The organism is Pseudomonas sp. Bc-h (assembly GCF_002080045.1).
Taxonomy (GTDB): Bacteria; Pseudomonadota; Gammaproteobacteria; order Pseudomonadales; family Pseudomonadaceae; genus Aquipseudomonas.
On the sequence record NZ_MUIN01000019.1, the window covers coordinates 24709 to 43962 of the forward strand.

17 protein-coding genes are annotated in these 19254 nt (G+C 60.0%); 5 read left to right on the forward strand and 12 right to left on the reverse strand.

Features of this window, described 5'->3' with window-relative positions; translation table 11 throughout:
• The first annotated feature begins 120 nt into the window (after positions 1-120).
• Positions 121-1833 (forward strand): dihydroxyacetone kinase subunit DhaL, encoded by a 1713-nt coding sequence (dhaL, locus tag BWR59_RS30970; protein ID WP_081569477.1) that lies wholly within the window; start codon positions 121-123, stop codon positions 1831-1833.
• 222 nt (positions 1834-2055) lie between these two features.
• Here the strand turns inward: dhaL and csgH are convergent, their stop codons facing one another.
• The 6 genes from csgH to BWR59_RS31000 form a co-directional block, all read right to left on the reverse strand.
• Entirely contained in the window at positions 2056-2364 is a 309-nt protein-coding gene (csgH, locus tag BWR59_RS30975; RefSeq protein ID WP_081569478.1) for a curli-like amyloid fiber formation chaperone CsgH, read from the reverse strand.
• Positions 2365-2369: 5 nt separating this feature from the next.
• Complete coding sequence (locus BWR59_RS30980; protein ID WP_081569479.1) at positions 2370-2879, reverse strand: curlin-associated protein; 510 nt, start codon at positions 2877-2879, stop codon at positions 2370-2372.
• Positions 2863-3765 carry a CsgG/HfaB family protein gene (locus tag BWR59_RS30985; protein ID WP_081569480.1) on the reverse strand — a complete coding sequence of 301 codons (903 nt, stop codon included), beginning with the start codon at positions 3763-3765 and terminating at the stop codon, positions 2863-2865. The genes BWR59_RS30980 and BWR59_RS30985 overlap by 17 nt, the downstream gene beginning before the upstream one ends.
• A 54-nt stretch (positions 3766-3819) precedes the next feature.
• On the reverse strand, positions 3820-4845 hold the full coding sequence (locus tag BWR59_RS30990; protein ID WP_081569481.1) for a hypothetical protein: 1026 nt from the start codon (positions 4843-4845) through the stop codon (positions 3820-3822).
• A gap of 64 nt (positions 4846-4909) precedes the next feature.
• Entirely contained in the window at positions 4910-5326 is a 417-nt protein-coding gene (locus BWR59_RS30995) for a curli assembly protein CsgF (RefSeq protein ID WP_230982125.1), read from the reverse strand.
• A 20-nt stretch (positions 5327-5346) separates the two neighbouring features.
• Positions 5347-5715 (reverse strand): CsgE family curli-type amyloid fiber assembly protein, encoded by a 369-nt coding sequence (locus BWR59_RS31000; protein ID WP_168184561.1) that lies wholly within the window; start codon positions 5713-5715, stop codon positions 5347-5349.
• Positions 5716-6586: 871 nt separating this feature from the next.
• Here BWR59_RS31000 and dusA point away from each other — a divergent pair.
• Entirely contained in the window at positions 6587-7588 is a 1002-nt protein-coding gene (dusA, locus tag BWR59_RS31005; protein ID WP_168184562.1) for a tRNA dihydrouridine(20/20a) synthase DusA, read from the forward strand.
• A gap of 48 nt (positions 7589-7636) precedes the next feature.
• Here the strand turns inward: dusA and BWR59_RS31010 are convergent, their stop codons facing one another.
• The 5 genes from BWR59_RS31010 to xylA form a co-directional block, all read right to left on the reverse strand.
• Positions 7637-8227, reverse strand: coding sequence for a DUF4157 domain-containing protein (locus BWR59_RS31010; RefSeq protein WP_081569485.1), 591 nt, complete (start codon positions 8225-8227; stop codon positions 7637-7639).
• A gap of 25 nt (positions 8228-8252) precedes the next feature.
• On the reverse strand, positions 8253-9389 hold the full coding sequence (locus BWR59_RS31015) for a sugar ABC transporter permease (protein ID WP_081569486.1): 1137 nt from the start codon (positions 9387-9389) through the stop codon (positions 8253-8255).
• The gene (xylG, locus tag BWR59_RS31020) at positions 9390-10961 is read right to left on the reverse strand and encodes a D-xylose ABC transporter ATP-binding protein (RefSeq protein ID WP_081569487.1); all 1572 of its coding nucleotides are present in this window, start codon (positions 10959-10961) and stop codon (positions 9390-9392) included.
• A 227-nt stretch (positions 10962-11188) separates the two neighbouring features.
• Entirely contained in the window at positions 11189-12190 is a 1002-nt protein-coding gene (gene xylF / locus BWR59_RS31025; protein ID WP_081569488.1) for a D-xylose ABC transporter substrate-binding protein, read from the reverse strand.
• A 152-nt stretch (positions 12191-12342) separates the two neighbouring features.
• A complete protein-coding gene (gene xylA / locus BWR59_RS31030; RefSeq protein ID WP_081569489.1) occupies positions 12343-13659 on the reverse strand; it encodes a xylose isomerase in 1317 nt (438 codons plus the stop codon).
• 171 nt (positions 13660-13830) lie between these two features.
• On the opposite strand from xylA, the gene BWR59_RS31035 reads away from it, so the two are divergent.
• Positions 13831-15018 (forward strand): XylR family transcriptional regulator, encoded by a 1188-nt coding sequence (locus tag BWR59_RS31035; protein ID WP_081569490.1) that lies wholly within the window; start codon positions 13831-13833, stop codon positions 15016-15018.
• A gap of 70 nt (positions 15019-15088) precedes the next feature.
• Positions 15089-16015 (forward strand): Gfo/Idh/MocA family oxidoreductase, encoded by a 927-nt coding sequence (locus BWR59_RS31040; protein WP_081569491.1) that lies wholly within the window; start codon positions 15089-15091, stop codon positions 16013-16015.
• 390 nt (positions 16016-16405) lie between these two features.
• Here the strand turns inward: BWR59_RS31040 and BWR59_RS31045 are convergent, their stop codons facing one another.
• Positions 16406-18151 carry an OPT family oligopeptide transporter gene (locus BWR59_RS31045; RefSeq protein ID WP_081569492.1) on the reverse strand — a complete coding sequence of 582 codons (1746 nt, stop codon included), beginning with the start codon at positions 18149-18151 and terminating at the stop codon, positions 16406-16408.
• A 162-nt stretch (positions 18152-18313) separates the two neighbouring features.
• On the opposite strand from BWR59_RS31045, the gene BWR59_RS31050 reads away from it, so the two are divergent.
• Positions 18314-18892 (forward strand): NUDIX domain-containing protein, encoded by a 579-nt coding sequence (locus BWR59_RS31050; protein WP_081569493.1) that lies wholly within the window; start codon positions 18314-18316, stop codon positions 18890-18892.
• Positions 18893-19254: the final 362 nt, after the last annotated feature.

Below are 19254 nucleotides of genomic sequence, written 5' to 3' on the forward strand. Positions count from 1 at the left end.
TCGGTTCCCGAGGAGGGCGGATACTCGATCCAGACTGGTTGGAGCGTGGATGCGACAGGTTGTTCCCGGCGCCTTCGTCTATTGTGCTGAGGACCGATTCAGGCGAGAGGGACCATCACCATGAAGAAACTGATCAATGACCCGCTGCGCGTCGTCGACGACATGCTGCAGGGGGTAGTGCTGGCCGATCAGCGGCTGGCGTTGCTGGAAGGGGAAAACATCGTCGTTCGCCGGGATTTTCATACGCTCAAGGCCGACTGCAAGGTCAGTCTCATCTCTGGCGGCGGTGCCGGTCACGAACCTGCACATGGCGGTTATGTCGGCAGCGGCATGCTCACCGCCGCAGTGGCCGGGCCTGTATTTACCTCGCCCAGTGTCGACGCAGTGCTCAGCGCGATCATGACCGTCGCCGGTCCCGGGAGCGTGCTGCTGATCGTCAAGAACTATACCGGTGATCGTCTCAACTTCGGGTTGGCCGCCGAGATCGCACGGGCCGCCGGTGTCGACGTAGACATGCTGGTGGTCGGCGACGATGTGGCACTGGATGATGATGGCGGCCGGGTAGGCCGTCGCGGGATTGCCGGGACCGTGTTCATTCATAAGGTGGCCGGCGCGGCGGCTGAAGCGGGATTGTCTCTCAAGCAGGTCAAGGCCGAAGCCCAGAGAGCGGCGGCGGGGCTGTTCAGCATGGGGCTGGCCCTCGGCGCTTGCACCGTGCCCGCTGCCGGAAAGCCGGGTTTCACTCTTGCCGACGATGAAGTGGAATACGGCTTGGGCATCCATGGCGAAAGCGGTGTGCGTCGTGGCCATGTCCAGCGGGCGGGCGAAATGGTCAGGGTGTTGCTGGAGCGGATCGTCGAACAGGGCGACTTGAAGGCCGGTGAGCGGATCGCACTAATGGTCAATAACCTGGGCGGCACCGCGGTTCAGGAGCTGGACATCGTCGCGGGTGAGGCGCTATCAGGCTTCGCCAGCCGTGGTTTGAACGTTGAAGCTGTGATGGTCGGCACTTTTCTCACCGCTCTGGAGATGCCGGGATGCTCGCTGTCGGTCATGCGCATCGACGATTCGATGCTCGCGCGGCTCCACGCGCCGACCGATGCCGGTGCCTGGCCCGGCATGAGCACTCCCGCCCTGGACGTTGCCAGAGTACCTGCGGTCGCCACCGCCGAGAATCACTCCACTCAGGGCACCGAGTGGGCGCAACCCAATGCGCAGGTACTCAGGCGCGTCCTTCAGGCGATCAGCCGAGCCTTGCAGGATAACGAAGAGGTGTTGACCGAGCTGGATTCGGTGGTGGGCGACGGCGATATCGGCATCAGCCTCGCCCGTGGCGCGCGGGCCATCGACGAAGCGCTCGATACGCTGGCCCTTGACCGACCGGGTGTTGCGCTGCAGCAGCTGTCGGCGGTATTGCGTCGCGTGCTGGGCGGCACTTCGGGGCCGCTGTACGCAGTGTTCGTGCTGCGCGCGGGTGTCAGGCTTTCGGCTCACGCAGAGCCTGATTCGATTGCGGCCTGGGCCGAGGCGTTTCAGGCGGGGTGCGATGGCATGGCCCGGCTTGGCGGCGCCAGTGCGGGGGACAGGACCATGCTCGATGCATTGATTCCGGCAGCGGCTGACCTTGCCAGGCAGACCTCTGACGCCAGCGCGCTGGAGGCAGCCACGCAGGTCGCCATCGCCGCAGAATTCGGGGCCGAATCCACACGCAATATGCTTGCGAGCAAAGGGCGTTCGTCCTACCTCGGTAATCGTGCGTTGGGGCACATCGATCCGGGGGCGTTTGCAGTCACGGTATGGGCGCGGGCTGTCGCGTCGGCGTTTGAAAGCTGATGTGCGATATAGCCAAAGGCTTACAGCGCGTCAGGCGAAGTCGCTCTATGAACTGAAACATTGGCGGGTTAACTTGGATCCATCAACTGAAGCAACGGAACCGCTTCAGCGATCAAGGATGATCAGCCATGGCGCGGAGCGCTGCCGACAGGAAGTTGGAATGGTGTTGAACTGAAAAACGACCCGCTTCGGCGGGTTTTTTTATGGCTGCAGATTTATCCGTCACTCGCCGCTTGCACCGCTGCAATCGCTGTCTATCTCCTTCACCAGAGCGTTCTGCTGGAACAACTGCAGATGCACCTGGCATTTCGCACCGGACGGCAAGCTGATGCTCACGCTGTTGGCCGGCACTCCACTCTGAACGTCGCCCTGCTGATTGATGCTCGAAGTCCCGTGCACACTGCTCTGGCTGACCGTCATGCGGTACTGCAGCGTCAGCGGCTCCGGGTTCTCGATGTGCGGACGGATCATCACCATCGCGCCATTGCGCTGGCTGTCGATCGATACCGCCAGTTGCGAAAAATCCATCATCGGTTTTACCTCTGGGTCGCGCTGGCTTTCATGTTATCGCCGTACTGAGTGACCGAGACGGTGCCGCCGAACCCCGCCTGATTGACGCTCGCCTGGTTGGACTGCCCGTACTGCCCCACGAATGCCTGATTGTAGGCGCCGTTCTGCACCACGTTGGCCGAGTTGTCGGTGCCGTGCTGGGCGACGCCGGTCTGGTTGTTGTTGCCTGACTGATTGACCTGGGCGCTGTTGTCCGAGCCGCTCTGCTGCGCGGTGATGGCGTTATTCGCACCGCTTTGATTGATCACGGCCTGGTTGCGATTGCCGGACTGGCTCTGGTTGATGCGTTGTGTCGCGCCGCTCTGATCGACCCGGGTCCGGTTGTTCGAACCGATCTGCGAAATCGTCGACACGCTGTTGCCGACGGTGATGTCGGAGTAGCGTTCCTCGCGCACCAGATCGGCTGCCTGGCACAGGGTGCTGCCGAGCAACAAAGCTGCGGCGACCCATGGATATCCGTTATTTCTGCGTGACATTCTTGTCTCCAGTCGGCAGCAGCTCTCTATCGGCTTCGGCCATTGGCAGGGTGGTCATTTGCTCGTCGTAGCTCTTCAGATAGCTCTGCAACAACGGCTTGTTCAGATCGTCAGGGTTCTTCAGGTTCCAGCTACCCTCGCGGGCACCTTGGGCAATCATGTGGATCAACGCGGTTTCGATGGCTTCGCGCACGCATTGCTGCACCGGCTCGTTACGCGACAAGCCCGTTTCCACTTCCAGCAGATGCTTGAGCGAAACGAACTTGAAGATGCCGAAGTCCACCTGAATCGAGAACACGGTCTTGGTGGTGGTAATGCTCTGGATGATGTCGCCGGTGCGGATGTCGATGGCGCGCAGGTTCACGGTCACCTGGTCCTGGCGGTACAGCTCCGAAGGTCCAATGCCCAGGTAGCGCACACCGATGCCGCCGGTTCTGACGTTGCTTTCATAGGCGACGATGGCGCCTTCGATGATCATGTTGGCAGGACGCAGGGCGGGCAGTTGGACCTGAGCCTGGTCTTGCGGTTGCTCCAGGGCGCGGATGATCTTGCGCTCGGTGAGCAGGTCTTGCAGGTTTTCGCGTTCCACCGGTTTAAACCAGCGCGAATCACGCAGTGCGGTGATCAGCAGCGACGCGGCGCCCTGTGTCACCGACGTTGAAAACGAGCTGTCCGGCGACGGTTTGTATTGACCGGTCTGGTCTCGCAGCCCGTACACCGCAACGCTTATGGGGCCTGCCGGAGCGGGCAGGTGGGTCAGGTCACGCAGGCTCTGTGTAGGTGGCGAGAGCGTGGCCTTGGAAATGGTCGCAGCAGGACGCGAAGTGGCACAGCCGGCAATTAGCATTACGGCAGAGACAATCAATGTTAACGAACGGACGCGCATTCTTTTTCTTCCTACAAAGAAAACCCCGCCGGTGGCCCGGCGGGGTAAGACATCTTAGTGTTGGTAGACAGTTGCGACGTTGCCGCCACCGCCAGACTGGCTGACGTTGGCGACCATGTTGTTGCCCGATTGAGTTACGCCGACCACGTTGGCAGCGCTGAGAAAGCCCGAGCTTGAGCCAGTCTGGCTGACGGTCGCGCGGTTGCTGTTGCCGGTCTGCAACAGGGTTTCTTCGTTGTAGTTGCCAGTCTGGGTGCTGGACGCATAGTTGTTGTCGCCACGTTGCTGAACGTTGGCGTAATGCGAGTCACCGCTCTGGTACAGACCGGCGGTGTTGTAGTCCCCGCGCTGGGCTGCGGTGGCAGAGCTGTTGGTGGCGCTGGTCTGCTGAACGTTGCCCAGGTTGTTGTTGCCGTTCTGGGTCAGGTTGGCAGACGTGTAGATGCGGCTGTTCTGCTGCGAAACGTTACCGGTGTTGGAGTTGCCGGTCTGGCTCAGGCCAGCGGTCACGTTGCCCTGGTTGCCCTGTTGCGAGATACCGCCCAGGTTGTAGTTGCCCGACTGGGTGAGGGTCGCGCCGACGATGGTGTTGTTGCCCGATTGCGAGGTGGTCGCGGTGTTGTTGTTACCGTTGCCCTGAGTGATGCTGGCGCTGGTACGGGTGTTGGTGTCCTGGCCGATGGTCGCGGTGTTGTACGCCGACGATTGATCCAGAGTTGCCGACTGGCCGAGGGTGTAGCTGCCGCCGGTCTGGTTGATCGCGCCGCTGTTGTTGTTGCCGGACTGCTTGGCAGCGGCGTTGTTGTAGTAGCCGCCCTGATTGATGTTCAGGGTGCTGGAAGTCGCGGTCTGGCTGATCGGGGTACCGGCGAAACGACCGGAAGCCTGGGTGCCGGCGTTGTTCTGGCCGCCTTTCTGGTTGACGTTGACGATCGAACCGGTCGCGCCTTGCTGGTCGACGTTCAAGCTGTTGCTGGAGCCGTCCTGAGTGGTATTGACGGTACTGTTGTCAGCCATTGCAGCGCCAGACAGTGCAACCAGAACAGCGATAGACAGAAGGGATTTACGTGCGTGCATCATGAGCTTCCTTTTTCAGTTTTTATGCTTCGGGTTTGGGGTGTCGCGAACTTTTCTACGGCAGGTCTTACGGTTGATTCACTTGAAACTGGGTGGTCTGCCCGGTGTTCTTGTCGGTGGTGACAATCTGCAGCAGGCCGCCCTGAAGGTTGGTGATCGAGATGCGGAAGTCGGTGGTTTCCACGATCCCCGGTACCAACTGGCCATTGGGGCCGACGATGCTTGAGGTCACCGCCGAAGACACCCGGCTGAGAATCGCGCTCTGCAACATGCTGTTGAACTGGGTCAGCGCGGTCTGGCCAGAGGCCGAGGACGACGATTTTTCGGTGAAGTGGTTCTGCGCCTGGGCCTGGTTCAACAGCACGGGACCGTTGAGTGGGTTGCCACCGAACGAGGGGTTGTTGGGCACGTAGGCCAGTTCGCTGGCTTGGGCGCTGACAAATGCGCCGGACACCAGTGCCAGGCTGACTACGACCAGAGACATCCGCTGCATATCCATACCTTTCATAGTTCGTCGCGCCCCAGGTCCGGGTCGCCGAAAAATTGTGCGAGTTGGTAATCGAGAATCGCCTGGTAGACCTGCGCGGCGGCATCTGCACCGATCGCAGGGATCAAGGTGCGGTTGGGCGGCAGGAACATCGAAAACAGACGGCGATTGCCGTAGTCGACGAACACCTGGCTGCCAAGACGTGCGGTCGGACGTTCGCTGATGGCGACGGTGAACGTGCCGTCCTCGTCCTTGTCGCGCCAGGCGCTGGCAAAACTGTCGTAAAACGTACGGCCGGCCATGGTCATGGTCTGGCCGATGACAATGCCGCCGACATCACGGCGGTTGAGCGTGCGCTGTTGGTCAACCGTGGCGGAAGTGTTCACGCTCGGTTGTGCAAACAGCGGGGCTGTCACGCACAGTTGCAAGAACAAGACACACAAAGCTCGTGAATACGTCATGTTTGTAAGGTCGGTGACACAAAGTTGGTACTTGTTATATATGAATAATTCCTCTTTGCCACTACTTAACTAAAAATAAATTAATTATTTTTATTGGCGTCAAATTCCGTTCGGTTTTTTAGTTGGTTCAATAGAGCCTCAATGAAGGCTGGGGCAAAACCATGGCGTCAATTTAATATGTCCGTGATTAGGCCTAAGCCCCTGTAATCGTTGGTGTGTGGCGGGGCGGGGGTGTGCTATCCGTTTGGGTGGTGCTCAATTTTATATATGGGGTGTTTAAGTTTTAATGTTGTCGGGATTTTTTTTAAAGCTTTGGTGGCCAGTTGTTTAAATGCTGGTGTCAACAATGCTTCCTATTTAGATATTTTCTAACTCGAGGCTCTTGCTAATACGGTCAGGCGCAAAGTATGTGTTTGTCACAGGAGGTTTGGAACTTTATCGTGCCGTCTAAGTTGTTTTCCTCTCGTCATCTTAAAAGCCTGACTTTCGGAATACCCGTCTGGGACGCGGGTTGGATCCATGGAGCAATTTATAACGGGGCAGGTTGAATACGTGTCCGATGTTCGCGCTGTAGCAAATGCGCACAAGAAAATCAGAATTTTTCTCATTCCAGAAACAGTACGAGCAGCATTGAAAAATGATGCCTCTACGCCACTATTTAATCGGACCGTTGGCGTATCACCGCTTCGCGACAGTGACATTGCGTTACATGACCGGGCGCCTACAGCTTGATCGCCTGAACTGATAAACTGCGCGCCCATTACGCCTGACCCGCCTGACCGCCCAGATGCTGCCAATGACCGCTCCACGTACCGCCAGCCAGCCGACCGAACCTTCCCGCCGCTTTTCCGTGGCGCCGATGATGGACTGGACTGACCGCCACTGCCGATTCTTCCTGCGCCTGCTGTCGAAGAGCGCGCTGCTGTACACCGAGATGGTCACCACCGGCGCATTGCTCCACGGCGACAGCGAACGCTTCCTGCGGCACGATCAAAGCGAGCACCCGCTGGCCCTGCAACTGGGCGGCAGCAACCCGGCGGACCTCGCAGCCAGTGCGCGTCTGGCACAGGCCGCAGGTTACGACGAGGTCAACCTCAATGTCGGCTGCCCGAGCGACCGGGTGCAGAACAACATGATCGGTGCGGTGCTCATGGGCCACCCGCAACTGGTCGCCGACTGCGTGAAGGCCATGCGTGATGCCGTTTCGATCCCGGTGACTGTCAAACACCGCATCGGCATCAATGGCCGCGACAGCTACGAGCAACTCTGTGAATTCGTCGGCACGGTTCGCGACGCGGGCTGCACCAGTTTCACCGTCCATGCCCGTATCGCCATCCTCGAAGGCCTGTCACCCAAGGAAAACCGCGATATCCCGCCACTTCGCTACGAAGTCGCCGCGCAGCTCAAGCAGGATTTCCCCGATCTGGAGTTCATCCTCAATGGCGGCATCAAGACCCTTGAGCAATGCCAGGAGCACCTGAAAACCTTCGACGGCGTGATGCTCGGTCGCGAGGCGTACCACAACCCCTACCTGCTGGCGGAAGTCGACCGAGAACTGTTCGGCGGCAGCGAACCACAGATCACCCGCGCCCAGGCGCTGGCGCAGCTACGTCCCTATGTCGAAGCCCACCTGCGCGACGGCGGCTCCATGCACCACATCACCCGCCACGTGCTCGGCCTGGGCACCGGCTTCCCCGGCGCACGCAAATTCCGTCAATTGCTGTCGGTGGACATCCACAAGACCGACGACCCGTTGGGTCTGCTGGATAAGGCGGGGGAGTTGTTGGAGGGGCGATGAGGGGGCAATGTCGATCGGTCCAGTCCATCATTGGGCTGATCGAATGCCTCAAGGATCTAGCCCCCGCAACACGCGTCCAACCTCCGTCTGTACCTGATAAGCCGGCGCCTCCACCGCATTGAAATCCTGGGTATAGCGCTGGGCGAAGCCATTCACGCCCCATTCCTGATACTGCTGCACATGCTTGAGTTCGTGGGCCCAGAGGGCGACGTTGGTTTCTGCTGCTTCAGCGGTGCGGAAGACGATGATGTCGACCAGCGTCACGGCGCCGATATCGGGGTTTTGCATCATGGCGCTCGCGGCGCTGAGTTCGCCGTTGTCACCGACCTTATAAAGAGCTGCGTCGAGCACGCTGGGTGGATACCAGCGCAGCAGTTGCTCGCGGATGGCGTCGGGGATCGGCTGGGTGCCACTGATGGCCGCTTCGGCGCGGGACTGGCTGAGCCAGAGCGCCAGCGCCGGGCCCGCAACCTGTGTGATTTCGGTGGGCATGCCGCTGCCGAGGATCTGTCCGACGTCGGGAAGGCAGATGCAGCCGTTGAGGCAGATGAGTTTTTCGCCTGCCGGGCAGGAGGCGGGTTCGGCTATGGCGCTGCTGTTCAGGCAGAACAGCAGCAGGGCAAGGAAGATAACGCGCATCGGGATTCGGCAGTGTGCCCCTCTGTTATCGCCGTCCGGTGCGCGTACTCACATCCACCCACACCGCCAGCACCAGAATGCTGCCTTTGACGATCATCTGCCAGTAGCTGTCGACGTCGAGCATGGACATGCCGTTGTCCAGGCTGGTGATGACCAGCGCGCCGAGCAGTGCACCATAAACGGTACCCGAACCGCCGCGCATCGAAGTGCCGCCGATGAAGCAGGCGGCGATGGCGTCGAGTTCGCCCATGTTGCCGGCCGAAGGTGATCCCGCTGCAAGACGCGCGGTGTTGACCAGACCCGCCAAGGCGCACATCACGCCCATGATGCCGAAGATCCATAATTTGACTGCCTGCACGTTAATGCCCGACAGCCGCGTGGCTTCCATGTTGCTGCCCACCGAATAGATGCGGCGGCCGAACACGGTCTGGCTGGTGATGTAGCTGAACACGCCGAGCAACACCAACAGCAGCAGGACCGGCACCGGAATGCCGTCGTAGCTGTTGAGGGTGTAGACGAACCCGGCCAGCACCGCGCCGATGGCGACCACGCGCAACACATCCCGCACCAGCGAGTGCGCGGCCAGGCCATGCAACGCGCGATTGTGGCGCTGACGCCAGGTGAGGAACAGGGTCAGGGCGAACAGCAGAACGCCAAGCGTTACGCCTGCCAACGGTGGCAGATAACCCTGACCGACATAGACCAGTTGCGGGGAGACCGGCGCGATGGTGGTGCCGCCGGTGATGCCCAGCAAGATCCCGCGAAACGCCAGCATCCCGCCAAGGCCGACAATAAAGGAGGGAATGCGCAAGTAAGCGGTCATGCAGCCGTTGGCGAGACCGATCAACAGCCCGCACAGCGCCACGACCGCCAGGTTCACTGGCAGCGGCACGTGGTACACCACGTCGAGAATCGCCGCGACCCCGCCGAGCAAGCCGAGCAACGAACCCACGGACAGATCGATCTCGCCGCTGATGATCACCAGCACCATGCCGCAGGCAAGAATTCCGGTGATCGACATCTGCCGCAGCAGGTTCGACAGGTTGCGCGGGGTGAGGAAGCCACCCTCGGTCTGCCAACTGAAGAACAGCCAGATGAACGCGATGGCGATGACCAGCGCGAGCATCTTGTAGCGGGTGAAGAGTTGTTTGACCTGATTCATTTACGCGCTTCTCCCCACGACTTCTGGCCGATCATTATTGTTATGTCCTTGGTTTTGGCTGAGCGCAGCGGCGAGCACCTGCTCCTGGGTCAGATCCTGATTGACGAAGTCGCCGCGCAACTGACCTTCGCCGATCACCAGCACACGATCGGAAACGCCGAGCACTTCGGCCAGTTCCGACGAGACCATGATGATCGACACGCCATTTGCCGCCAGTGCGCCCATCAGCTTGTAGATCTCGTATTTGGCGCCGACATCCACGCCTCGTGTGGGCTCATCGAGGATCAGTACACGGGGTTGAGTCAGGAGCATTTTCGCCAGCACGGCTTTTTGCTGATTGCCCCCGGAAAGACTGGTGATCGGCAGAAACGGGCTTGCGGTCTTCAGGTGCATGCGCGCGATTTCCTTGTCGATGCTGCCCAGTTCCTTCTCGGCGTCGATGCGGGTCAGGTTCGAGAAACTGTCGAGCACCGCCAGGGTGATGTTCTGGCCGACACCAAGGTCGGGAATGATGCCTTGACGCTTGCGGTCTTCGGGGACCATGCACAGCCCGGCTCGAATGGATTTCAGCGGCGTGCGCGTATCGATCTGCTTGCCCTCCAGCCAGACTTCACCTTCGTAGCGACCGGGATAGGAACCGAACAGTGCCGAGACCAGCTCCGTGCGACCGGCGCCAACCAGCCCGGCAATGCCGAGAATCTCGCCGCGCTTGAGGGTGAAGGAAATATCGTCGACGCGTTTGCGTTTGGGGTTGTCGACATCGAAACAGGTGAAGCGCCGGGCCTCGAAGATCACCTCGCCGACGTCGTGGGGCTCGGTGGGGTAGAGGTTGCTCATTTCGCGCCCGACCATCTGGGTGATGATCTTCGGGATGTCCATGTCGGCCATGGCCGTGGTCGCGATGTGTTTGCCGTCGCGGATCACCGAAATGGTGTCGCAGACCGCCGCCACTTCATCCAGTTTGTGGGAGATGTAGACGCAGGCGACGCCCTTGGCCTTTAGGTCGCGGATGATGTCCAGCAGCACGTCGATTTCCGAGCGGGTCAATGCCGAGGAGGGCTCGTCGAGGATCAACAGTCGCGCCTGCTTGTTCAGGGCCTTGGCGATTTCCACCAGTTGCTGATAGCCGCCGCCGTACTGGGAAACAGGGAGCGAAACGTTCATGTCCGGCACTTTCAATTCGCGCATCAGCGCTTCGGCGCGATGGATCATTGCCGGGTAATTCATGCGCCCGCCGGGCAGGGTCAGCTCGTGGCCCATGAAGATGTTTTCTGCCACCGACAGGTCGGGGACGAGGGTCAGTTCCTGATGGATGATGACGATCCCGGCGGCTTCGGTTTCGCTGATGGACTGCGCCTTGAGCGGCTGGCCGTCCCAGAGGATTTCGCCATCCCAAGTGCCGTACGGATAGACCGCCGACAGCACTTTCATCAGGGTCGATTTGCCGGCCCCGTTCTCGCCGCACAGCCCGACGCATTCCCCGGGCCGGACCTTGATATCGATGCCGTTCAGGGCTTTGACACCGCCAAAGGATTTGACGATGCCGTTCATTTGCAGCAGGTAATCAGACATTTGCGAGTTACTCGACACAAGGATTCAAGACCACTCCGCACGCACGGCAACCCTGGGTTGATCGCTGGCCTATTCAGACGGCGATCAACCTGTGGGAAAGAGCTTGCTCGCGAACCGGCCGGTACACCCACCACCTCTTCAGCGGTTGAAGTACAGCATTCGCGAGCAAGCTCCCTCCCACAGGGCCGGGTTGGCCGCGCCACGGCGCGGTGTCAGGACGAAAGCCGTTACTTTCCGGCGATCTGATCCTTGGTGTAGAACCCATCCTTTTCCAGCAGGTCGATGTTGTCTTTGGTCAGCGGGGTTGGGGTCAGGAGGATGGTGTCGACTTTCTTGGTGCCATTGTCGTACTGCGAGCTGAACGCCGGTTTCTCGTTACGTGCCAGTTGCACCGAGAGCTTGGCGGCTTCCGAGGCGATCAGTTTCAGCGGCTTGTAGACAGTCATGGTCTGCGTGCCGTCGATCACGCGCTTGACCGCCGCAAGGTCGGCGTCCTGCCCGGAGATCGGCACCTTGCCAGCCAGTTTCTGTGCGGCCAGGGCCTGAATAGCACCACCGGCGGTGGCGTCGTTGGAGGCAACGATGCCGTCGATCTTGTTGCTGTTCTTGGTCAGGGCGTTCTCGACGATGCTCAGCGCCTCGGTCGGGTTCCATTCCTTGACCCACTGCTGGCCGACAATCTTGATGTCGCCCTTGTCGATGGCCGGCTGTAGCACTTTCATCTGGCCTTCGCGCAGCACCTTGGCGTTGTTGTCGGTTGGCGCACCGCCCAGCAGGAAGTAATTGCCCTTGGGCTGCGCCTTCAATACGCCCGATGCCTGCATCTCGCCGACCTTCTCGTTATCGAAGGAGATGTAGGCGTCGATGTCGGCGTTGAGGATCAACCGGTCATAGGAGACCACTTTGATCCCGGCCTTCTTGGCTTCGGCCACGGCGTTGGTCAGCACGGTGGCGTTGAACGGCACGATGACGATCACGTCGACGCCACGGGAAATCAGGTTTTCGATCTGGGAAATCTGCTTCTGTTCGTTGGCATCCGCCGACTGGACGAAGACCTTGGCGTCCATTTTTTCGGCCGCAGCGACGAAGTAGTCGCGGTCGCGGGACCAGCGTTCCAGGCGCAGGTCATCGATGGAGAAACCGATTTTAGGATGGGCCGAATCCGCCATGACAGGGAGGCTGAGGAGCGCCAGGGCACTGGCGAGCAAGGTGCGTTTCAGGTTTTTCATTGTGGTGCGTCCTTTTATTTTTGTTTGGGGGCACTTCCTGAGCGTGTACGTGTTGCCGGTAGAACTGTAGTGAGTCGCCGGGCGCCGCGAGCAACGAATTGTCGCGAGAATGTAACCGCCATATTTCGCAGGATCGCGGCGCCGGTTTCGGGTCATCGATAGATGAATCTGTTCACCACGCCTTCGAGCATCTCCTGACGCCCGCTGACCGCCTGCGGGTTGAGTTCATGGTTCATCGCGTGCTGCGCCAGAGATTCCAGGGTGAAATCACCGGACAGCACGGAGCGTCCGAACGGCTTGTCCCACCCTGCGTAGCGTTGATCCTTGAACTGCTGAAGCTGGTCGTTTTCGATCATCGCTGCCGCACGTTCGAGGGCGAGCGCCAGGACATCCATGGCCGCGACATGGCCGTAGAACAGGTCGATTTCATCGAGGCTTTGACGACGGACCTTGGAGTCGAAGTTGAAACCGCCGCTCTTGAAGCCGCCAGCCTTGAGAATTTCATAGGTGGCCAGGGTCATCTCTTCGACGCTGTTGGGAAACTGGTCGGTGTCCCAGCCGTTCTGCGGATCGCCACGGTTGGCGTCGATGCTGCCGAAGATGCCGAGGGACGCCGCCGTGGCGATCTCGTGATGGAAACTGTGCCCGGCGAGGGTCGCGTGGTTGGCCTCGATATTGACCTTGATCTCCTTCTCCAGACCGAACTGGTGGAGGAAGCCGAACACCGTGGCGCTGTCGTAATCGTACTGGTGCTTGGTCGGCTCCTGAGGCTTGGGCTCGATCAGCAGATCGCCCGCGAATCCAATCCTGTGTTTGTGCTCGACGACCATGCGCATGAAGCGCCCGAGCTGTTCGCGCTCACGTTTGAGGTCGGTATTGAGCAGCGTCTCGTAACCTTCGCGACCGCCCCACAGCACGTAGTTGGCGCCGTTCAAGCGTTTGGTGGCGTTCATGGCGCTGAACACCTGAGTCGCCGCATAGGCGAAGACTTCCGGGTCCGGGTTGCTCGCCGCGCCTGCGGCAAAGCGCGGATTGCTGAAACAGTTGGCGGTGCCCCAGAGCAACTGGATGCCGCTCTGTTCCTGATGGCGTTCGAGCTCATCGACCATTTGCGCGAAGTTGTGGCTGTACTCTTTCAGGCTCGCCCCTTCAGGCGCCACGTCGGTGTCGTGAAAGCTGTAGTAGTCGATGCCCAGCTTGGAGAAGAACTCGAACGCGGCATCGGCTTTGAAGCGCGCCAGTTCCATGGCATCGCCCGGCTTGATCCACGGGCGCTTGAAGGTGCCGACGCCAAACATGTCGGCGCCCGGCCAGACGAACGTGTGCCAGTAACAGGCGGCCATGCGCAGGTGCTCGCGCATCGGCTTGCCGAGGATGATTTTGTTGGCGTCGTAATGGCGAAAGGCGAGGGGGGAATCGCTGTTCGGGCCCTCGTAGCGAATCCTGTCGATCTCGGGGAAGCAGGGCATCGGTGTTTTCCTTGTTGTTCTGGGGGGAGCTGAATCTGTTCCGATACTAGCAACGGCCCACCCCAAGAAAATTATGAAAATCACCAACTCGGTGTTCGATTTTGAGTATTGAGATTCCTCTCGCGCAGGCCTAGTCTGTGCCGACCGGTTTCACCGGTTCGGGAGAAAACAATGAAAACCGTCCCGCCCGTGCATCGAATTGCGCTGCTGTTCAATGGCGGCAAGATCTACGATCGCGGCATCATCACTGGCATTGGCAATTACCTCAGTAGCACGCGCGCATCCTGGGATCTGTTCCTTGAGGAGGATTTTTTGTGCCGGCTCAAAGGTATCGAGCGCTGGCAGGGCGACGGCATCATTGCCGATTTCGACGACCCGCTGATTGGCGAAGCGCTGGCCGCAAGCAAGTTGCCGGTGGTGGCGGTGGGCGGCTCCTATGAGGATGAACGCGACTACCCGAAGAACATCCCCTATGTCGCAACCGACAACTTTGCCCTGATAAAGCTGGCCTACGAGCACCTGATCGAGGCCGGGCTCACGCGTTTTGCCTGCTTCAGTTTGCCGGAAGCGCAGAGCAATCGCTGGGCGCAGGAACGTGAAACGGCCTTTCGCCGTTTGTTGCAGCGCGACGGCCTGCAGGGTGAGATCTATCGCGGGCTGAGCACCAGCGCACCACTCTGGGACAGCGCCGTGGAGCAGCAGATCGCCTGGCTGCAAAGCCTGCCCAAACCCATCGGCATCATTGCCGTCAGCGACGCGCGCGCCCGGCAGCTGTTGCAGGCCTGCCTCACGGCCGGGATCGCGGTGCCGGAGCAAGTGGCGCTGATCGGCATCGACAACGACCCGCTGACCCGAACCCTGACCCGCGTGCCTTTGAGTTCGGTGATTCAGGGCACGCAAAGCATGGGGCGCACCGCCGCAGCCTTATTGCATCAGATGCTGCACGGCATGCCCTCGACGACCCAGCAGATACTGGTGCCCCCCGAGGCGATCAACGTACAGGCCTCCAGTCTGCATCAGCCGCTGGGCAATCCTTACGTGATGCAGGCGCTGCACTTCATTCGTCAGTACGCGTGCCAGGGCATCAAGACTGCGCAAGTCGCGGGGTATGTCGGGGTTTCGCGCTCGTCTCTGGAGTCGCACTTCCGCAAGGAGCGCGGCTGCAGCGTGCATGACGAAATCCTGCGCTTCAAACTGGCGGCCGCAGCATCACGGCTGGAAAAGACTGATTCGGCCATCGCCGACATCGCACAGAATTGCGGCTTCAAATCCGCTCAATACCTGCACACCGTGTTTCGCCGAGAATTCGGCTGCACGCCCCGCGAGTACCAGCAGGAGGTCGCGGCGCCGCTTCATTGATTCGCCTTCAAGGCACCGCCCGTGACGGCCGTGCCTGTACATAACAACGACAACATCACAGGAGTCATCGATGCATCCGATTCGTTTAGGGCTGGTGGGTTACGGCAAGATCGCGCAGGACCAGCATGTGCCGGCGATCCGCGCCAACCCGCAGTTCGAGCTGGTGTCTGTCGCCACCCTTGGCCAGCCATGCCCCGGCGTCGACAACTTCAGCTCGCTGGCCGAGTTGCTCGCCCATGGCCCGCAGGTCGACGCGATTGCCTTCTGCACCCCGCCGCAAGGGCGTTTCGCCTTGGTTCAGCAGGCCCTGGAAGCTGGCAAGCACGTGCTGGTAGAGAAGCCACCGTGCTCGACCCTTGGCGAGGCAATGTCGCTGATCGATGAAGTGCAGAAGGCCGGGATCAGCGGGCTGTTCGCCTGGCATTCGCGTTTCGCACCCGGCGTGACCAATGCCAAAGCGTGGCTCCAAGGCAAGGCGCTGAAGCAGGTGCGTGTCGAGTGGAAAGAACAGGTGCGCAAATGGCACCCGGGGCAGGCGTGGATCTGGCAGGCGGGCGGGTTGGGCGTGTTCGATCCGGGGATCAATGCGTTGTCCATTGTCACCGATCTGCTGCCAGGCAAGTTGTTCGTTCAGTCTGCCGAATTGAGCGTGCCGAGCAACTGTCAGTCGCCGATTGCCGCATCCATGCAAATGCGTTCGGGTGAACAGGTGCAGGTCGTTGCCGAGCTGGATTTCGACCACAGCGACAACGAGCTCTGGCGCATCGAATTGCACACCGACGAAGGCATGATGCGGCTGGATTCGGGCGGCGCCCAGGTCAGTATCGATGGGGTGACGCAAGGGGTGTCAGAAGAGGGCGAATACCCGGCGATGTACAAACATTTCGCGCAGTTGATCGCTGACAAACAGAGCGATCTCGATCTGCAGCCGCTGCGCATTGTGGCTGACAGTTTCTTTGTGGGGAGCAAAGAGACCGTGGCTGAGTTTCACGAGTGATTGTGTCGCAGCGGGTGCCGATCTGATGGCCGCTGAATGACTTTGTGGGAGGGAGTTTGCTCGCCAAAGCCGGGTGTCAGATGCCTCTTCGTCACCTGACCAACCGCCTTCGCGAGCAAGCTCCCTCCCACAGGAAATCATGTCTGACGCGGGCCTAGAACTGCCCGACACCCGCCAGCGCAATGGAAAACGAGACGATCAGCATCAGCAGAATGGACATGTTGATGGACATTGGAAATCCTTGTTCGGGTAGTCAATGTCGCCATGATCGCGGTCTGCACGGTCAAAATGAACGGCGTTGTTGAGTATGTTGGCTATCGACACAATCGATAGTCCAAGCCTTTGATATGCCTGCGATGTTTGTGTTAGGGGCGATACATGGGCTCGAATCTAGAAATTCTTCAACATCTCCCAGAACGACGCACCCACGCCGGTGATGCTCTCACCGGCAATCAATCCGGCCGCTGCGGTGATCGCGAACCGTTCGGTAACGCTGGGCCAGCGGCGGCTGACGATCCAGGTCAGTACCGCGCCCAGTCCCATCATCATCGAGGTCGAAGCGGGGAGCACGAATGCCAGGCCAAGGGCTGCGGTGCTCGGCAGCCAGCGCGCCATCCGCTGCGGCAGCAGGCTGTCCAGCGCTCCCAGCACCAACCCGACGAAACCTCCAATGAAAATTGCCCAGCGAATCTGCGGTGACAGCGACTCCAGGCCGTGGGTCAGCGTCTGGGCGACGGCCTTCCAGGTAGCGACGGCGGGGGCCGGCCATTGTTCGGTGAGCAGCATGTGCTGCGGGTCTGGGATCAGCGCCAGATAAACCAGCACACCAACTACGCTACCGATGGAAATCCCGATGCATTGAGCGATGACTTGTTTTTTCGGGGTCGCGCCAATTGCCAGGCCGACCTTGAAGTCATTCATTAGGTCGGTGGATTGCCCGGCGGCTCCACCTGCGGTATTGGCGCTCATCAGATTGATTGGCACCTGGCCCGGCGCGATAAGGCCGAAAGTCAGTTGCGACAGCTTGCCGATGGCGCCAATCGGCGCGATGCCGGTCGCACCGACCACCCGCGCGGCCACCACTGCCAGGCAGATCGCTAACGGAATGCTCAATAACGCCATCCATACGTCGATGCCGAACAATGCGGCTTGCAGGCCGACCACCAGTGCGATGGACAGCAGAAGCCCCAGTGCGGGCCCGAGGGAGAACGGCGCACGGGCGCGGGGCGTCTTCGGTTTCGATGCGTGCTTGGGGGATTTGAAGAGGCGGATGCCTAGCGCGCTCAGGGTGGAGCACACCATCAGGCTCACCCCCGGCCATAGCAGCCATTCCACCAGCTTGGCGAATTGCGGGCCGTTGGCGTCTGGCGCCAGCACCACCCAGCCTTCGCTGATCAGCCACGGCGCCAGAGCGCCCCAGGCCAGTAGCGCACCGAGGATCAGCGTCAGCCCGACCCGGATGCCGATGATGCCGCCAAAGCCGATCAGCAACAGTGACGGGTCCAGGGTGAAGGTCAGGCGTTCCAGCGTGGCCGTCGGCGCCCAGCGCGCAATCGCCCAGACGAAACCGTCGACCCATTTCACCAACCCTGAAAGCAGCGCGGCACTGAACAAGACTTTGATTCTGACCACTGCCTCTTGGCCGTGATGGTAAATGTGTTGCAGGGTTTCCAGTGTCGCCATGCCTTCGGGAAATTTCAGGCCATGATCGTTGAGCAATGTAGGTCGCAGATACCAGGCGATCCAGATGCCCAGAAAACTCACGGAAAAAACCCAGGCCATCATCGGTATGGGGTCCAGCTGTTGGCCGGTCAGCAAGGTGTAGGCGGGGATCGGCGCGACCAGCCCTCCCGAAATGATCGACGCGGCCGCCGATGCCACCGTCTGGTTGATGTTGCTTTCGTGCAGGGTCCACGCCGGCTGACGGCTGTTGCGTCGTGCCAGGCTCTGCCAAATGCCGAAACCCACCAGCAGCGCGATGATCGACATGTTGAACGACCAGCCGATCTTGAGGCCCGCGTAGACATTGGATGGGGTCAGCAGGATGCCCAGCACGGCGCCGGTCAGCACTGCACGCAGGCTCAATTCGCGCTCGATGCGGATGGCGGATGTGGTCGTGGCTGCGTAGCCGCCCATTGGCAGATCCTGTTCAAGACGTCGGAAAGGGGCCTGAACAACTGAGCCTTGAGCGCCCGGAAGGTTCAGATCGAGGGTTCGATTCAGGCTCGCCGTGCTTGTACTGTCCTGCTAGGGTATTGGCGTTTCTGCCAACCGATGACCCTGCGCTCAGGACCCTTCATGCCCCCGACACCGATCCGCATCACCGCCGAACAGACCCTCTCCGATAACTGGTACGTGCTGAAGAAATACAGCTTCGAGCTGCAGCGTCGCGATGGCAGCTGGCAGTCGCAAGACCGCGAGGTATATGACCGGGGCAACGGCGCAACCATCCTGCTATACAACCTTGAACGGCGCACCGTGGTGCTGACCCGCCAGTTCCGCATGCCGGCATTCGTCAACGGCCATAGCGGCTACCTGATCGAGGCCGCCGCAGGTCTGCTCGACAATGCCAGCCCTGAAGAACGCATTCGCCTGGAGGCCGAGGAAGAGACCGGTTATGTGGTGCGCTCGGTGAAGAAAATTTTCGATGCATTCATGAGCCCCGGCTCGGTGACCGAGCGCATTCACTTCTTCATCGGGGAATATCAGTCCCACGACCGTGTTAGTGGCGGCGGTGGTCTGGAAGAGGAGGGCGAGGACATCGAGGTCCTGGAATTGAGTTTCGAAACAGCCATTGCGATGGTCGAAAACGGCGAGATTGCCGATGGTAAAACCATCATGTTGCTGCAGTATCTGGAGCTGAGATTGATGAGGTAGGAAGTGTCTGTTTCTCACTCCGACAGGTCCGGCGAGTTCGACTGATAATGCGACGCAGGTCTCAGGACAGCGTTGATTTATATCGGCTCAGACACGTTCTTTTGGCAAGGGACAATTCTTTCCCACCCTGAATTTCAAAATCAGTATTCAAGTCGTCAAGCTAATTAAAATCTTATAAATCAGAGGCTTGTAGCGGTTATGCCACTACTTAGCCGCCATCCGTCGGCTTACGAAACGACCTCACCCATATAACGAAAGTTTCACCAATCGGTAAAATTTCTTACATTGCAATGAGAATCGTTTGCGTTATTCTTCGCGTTCCTTTGTTACCAGGGATGTCGAACAAGATGGATTTTCGTCCT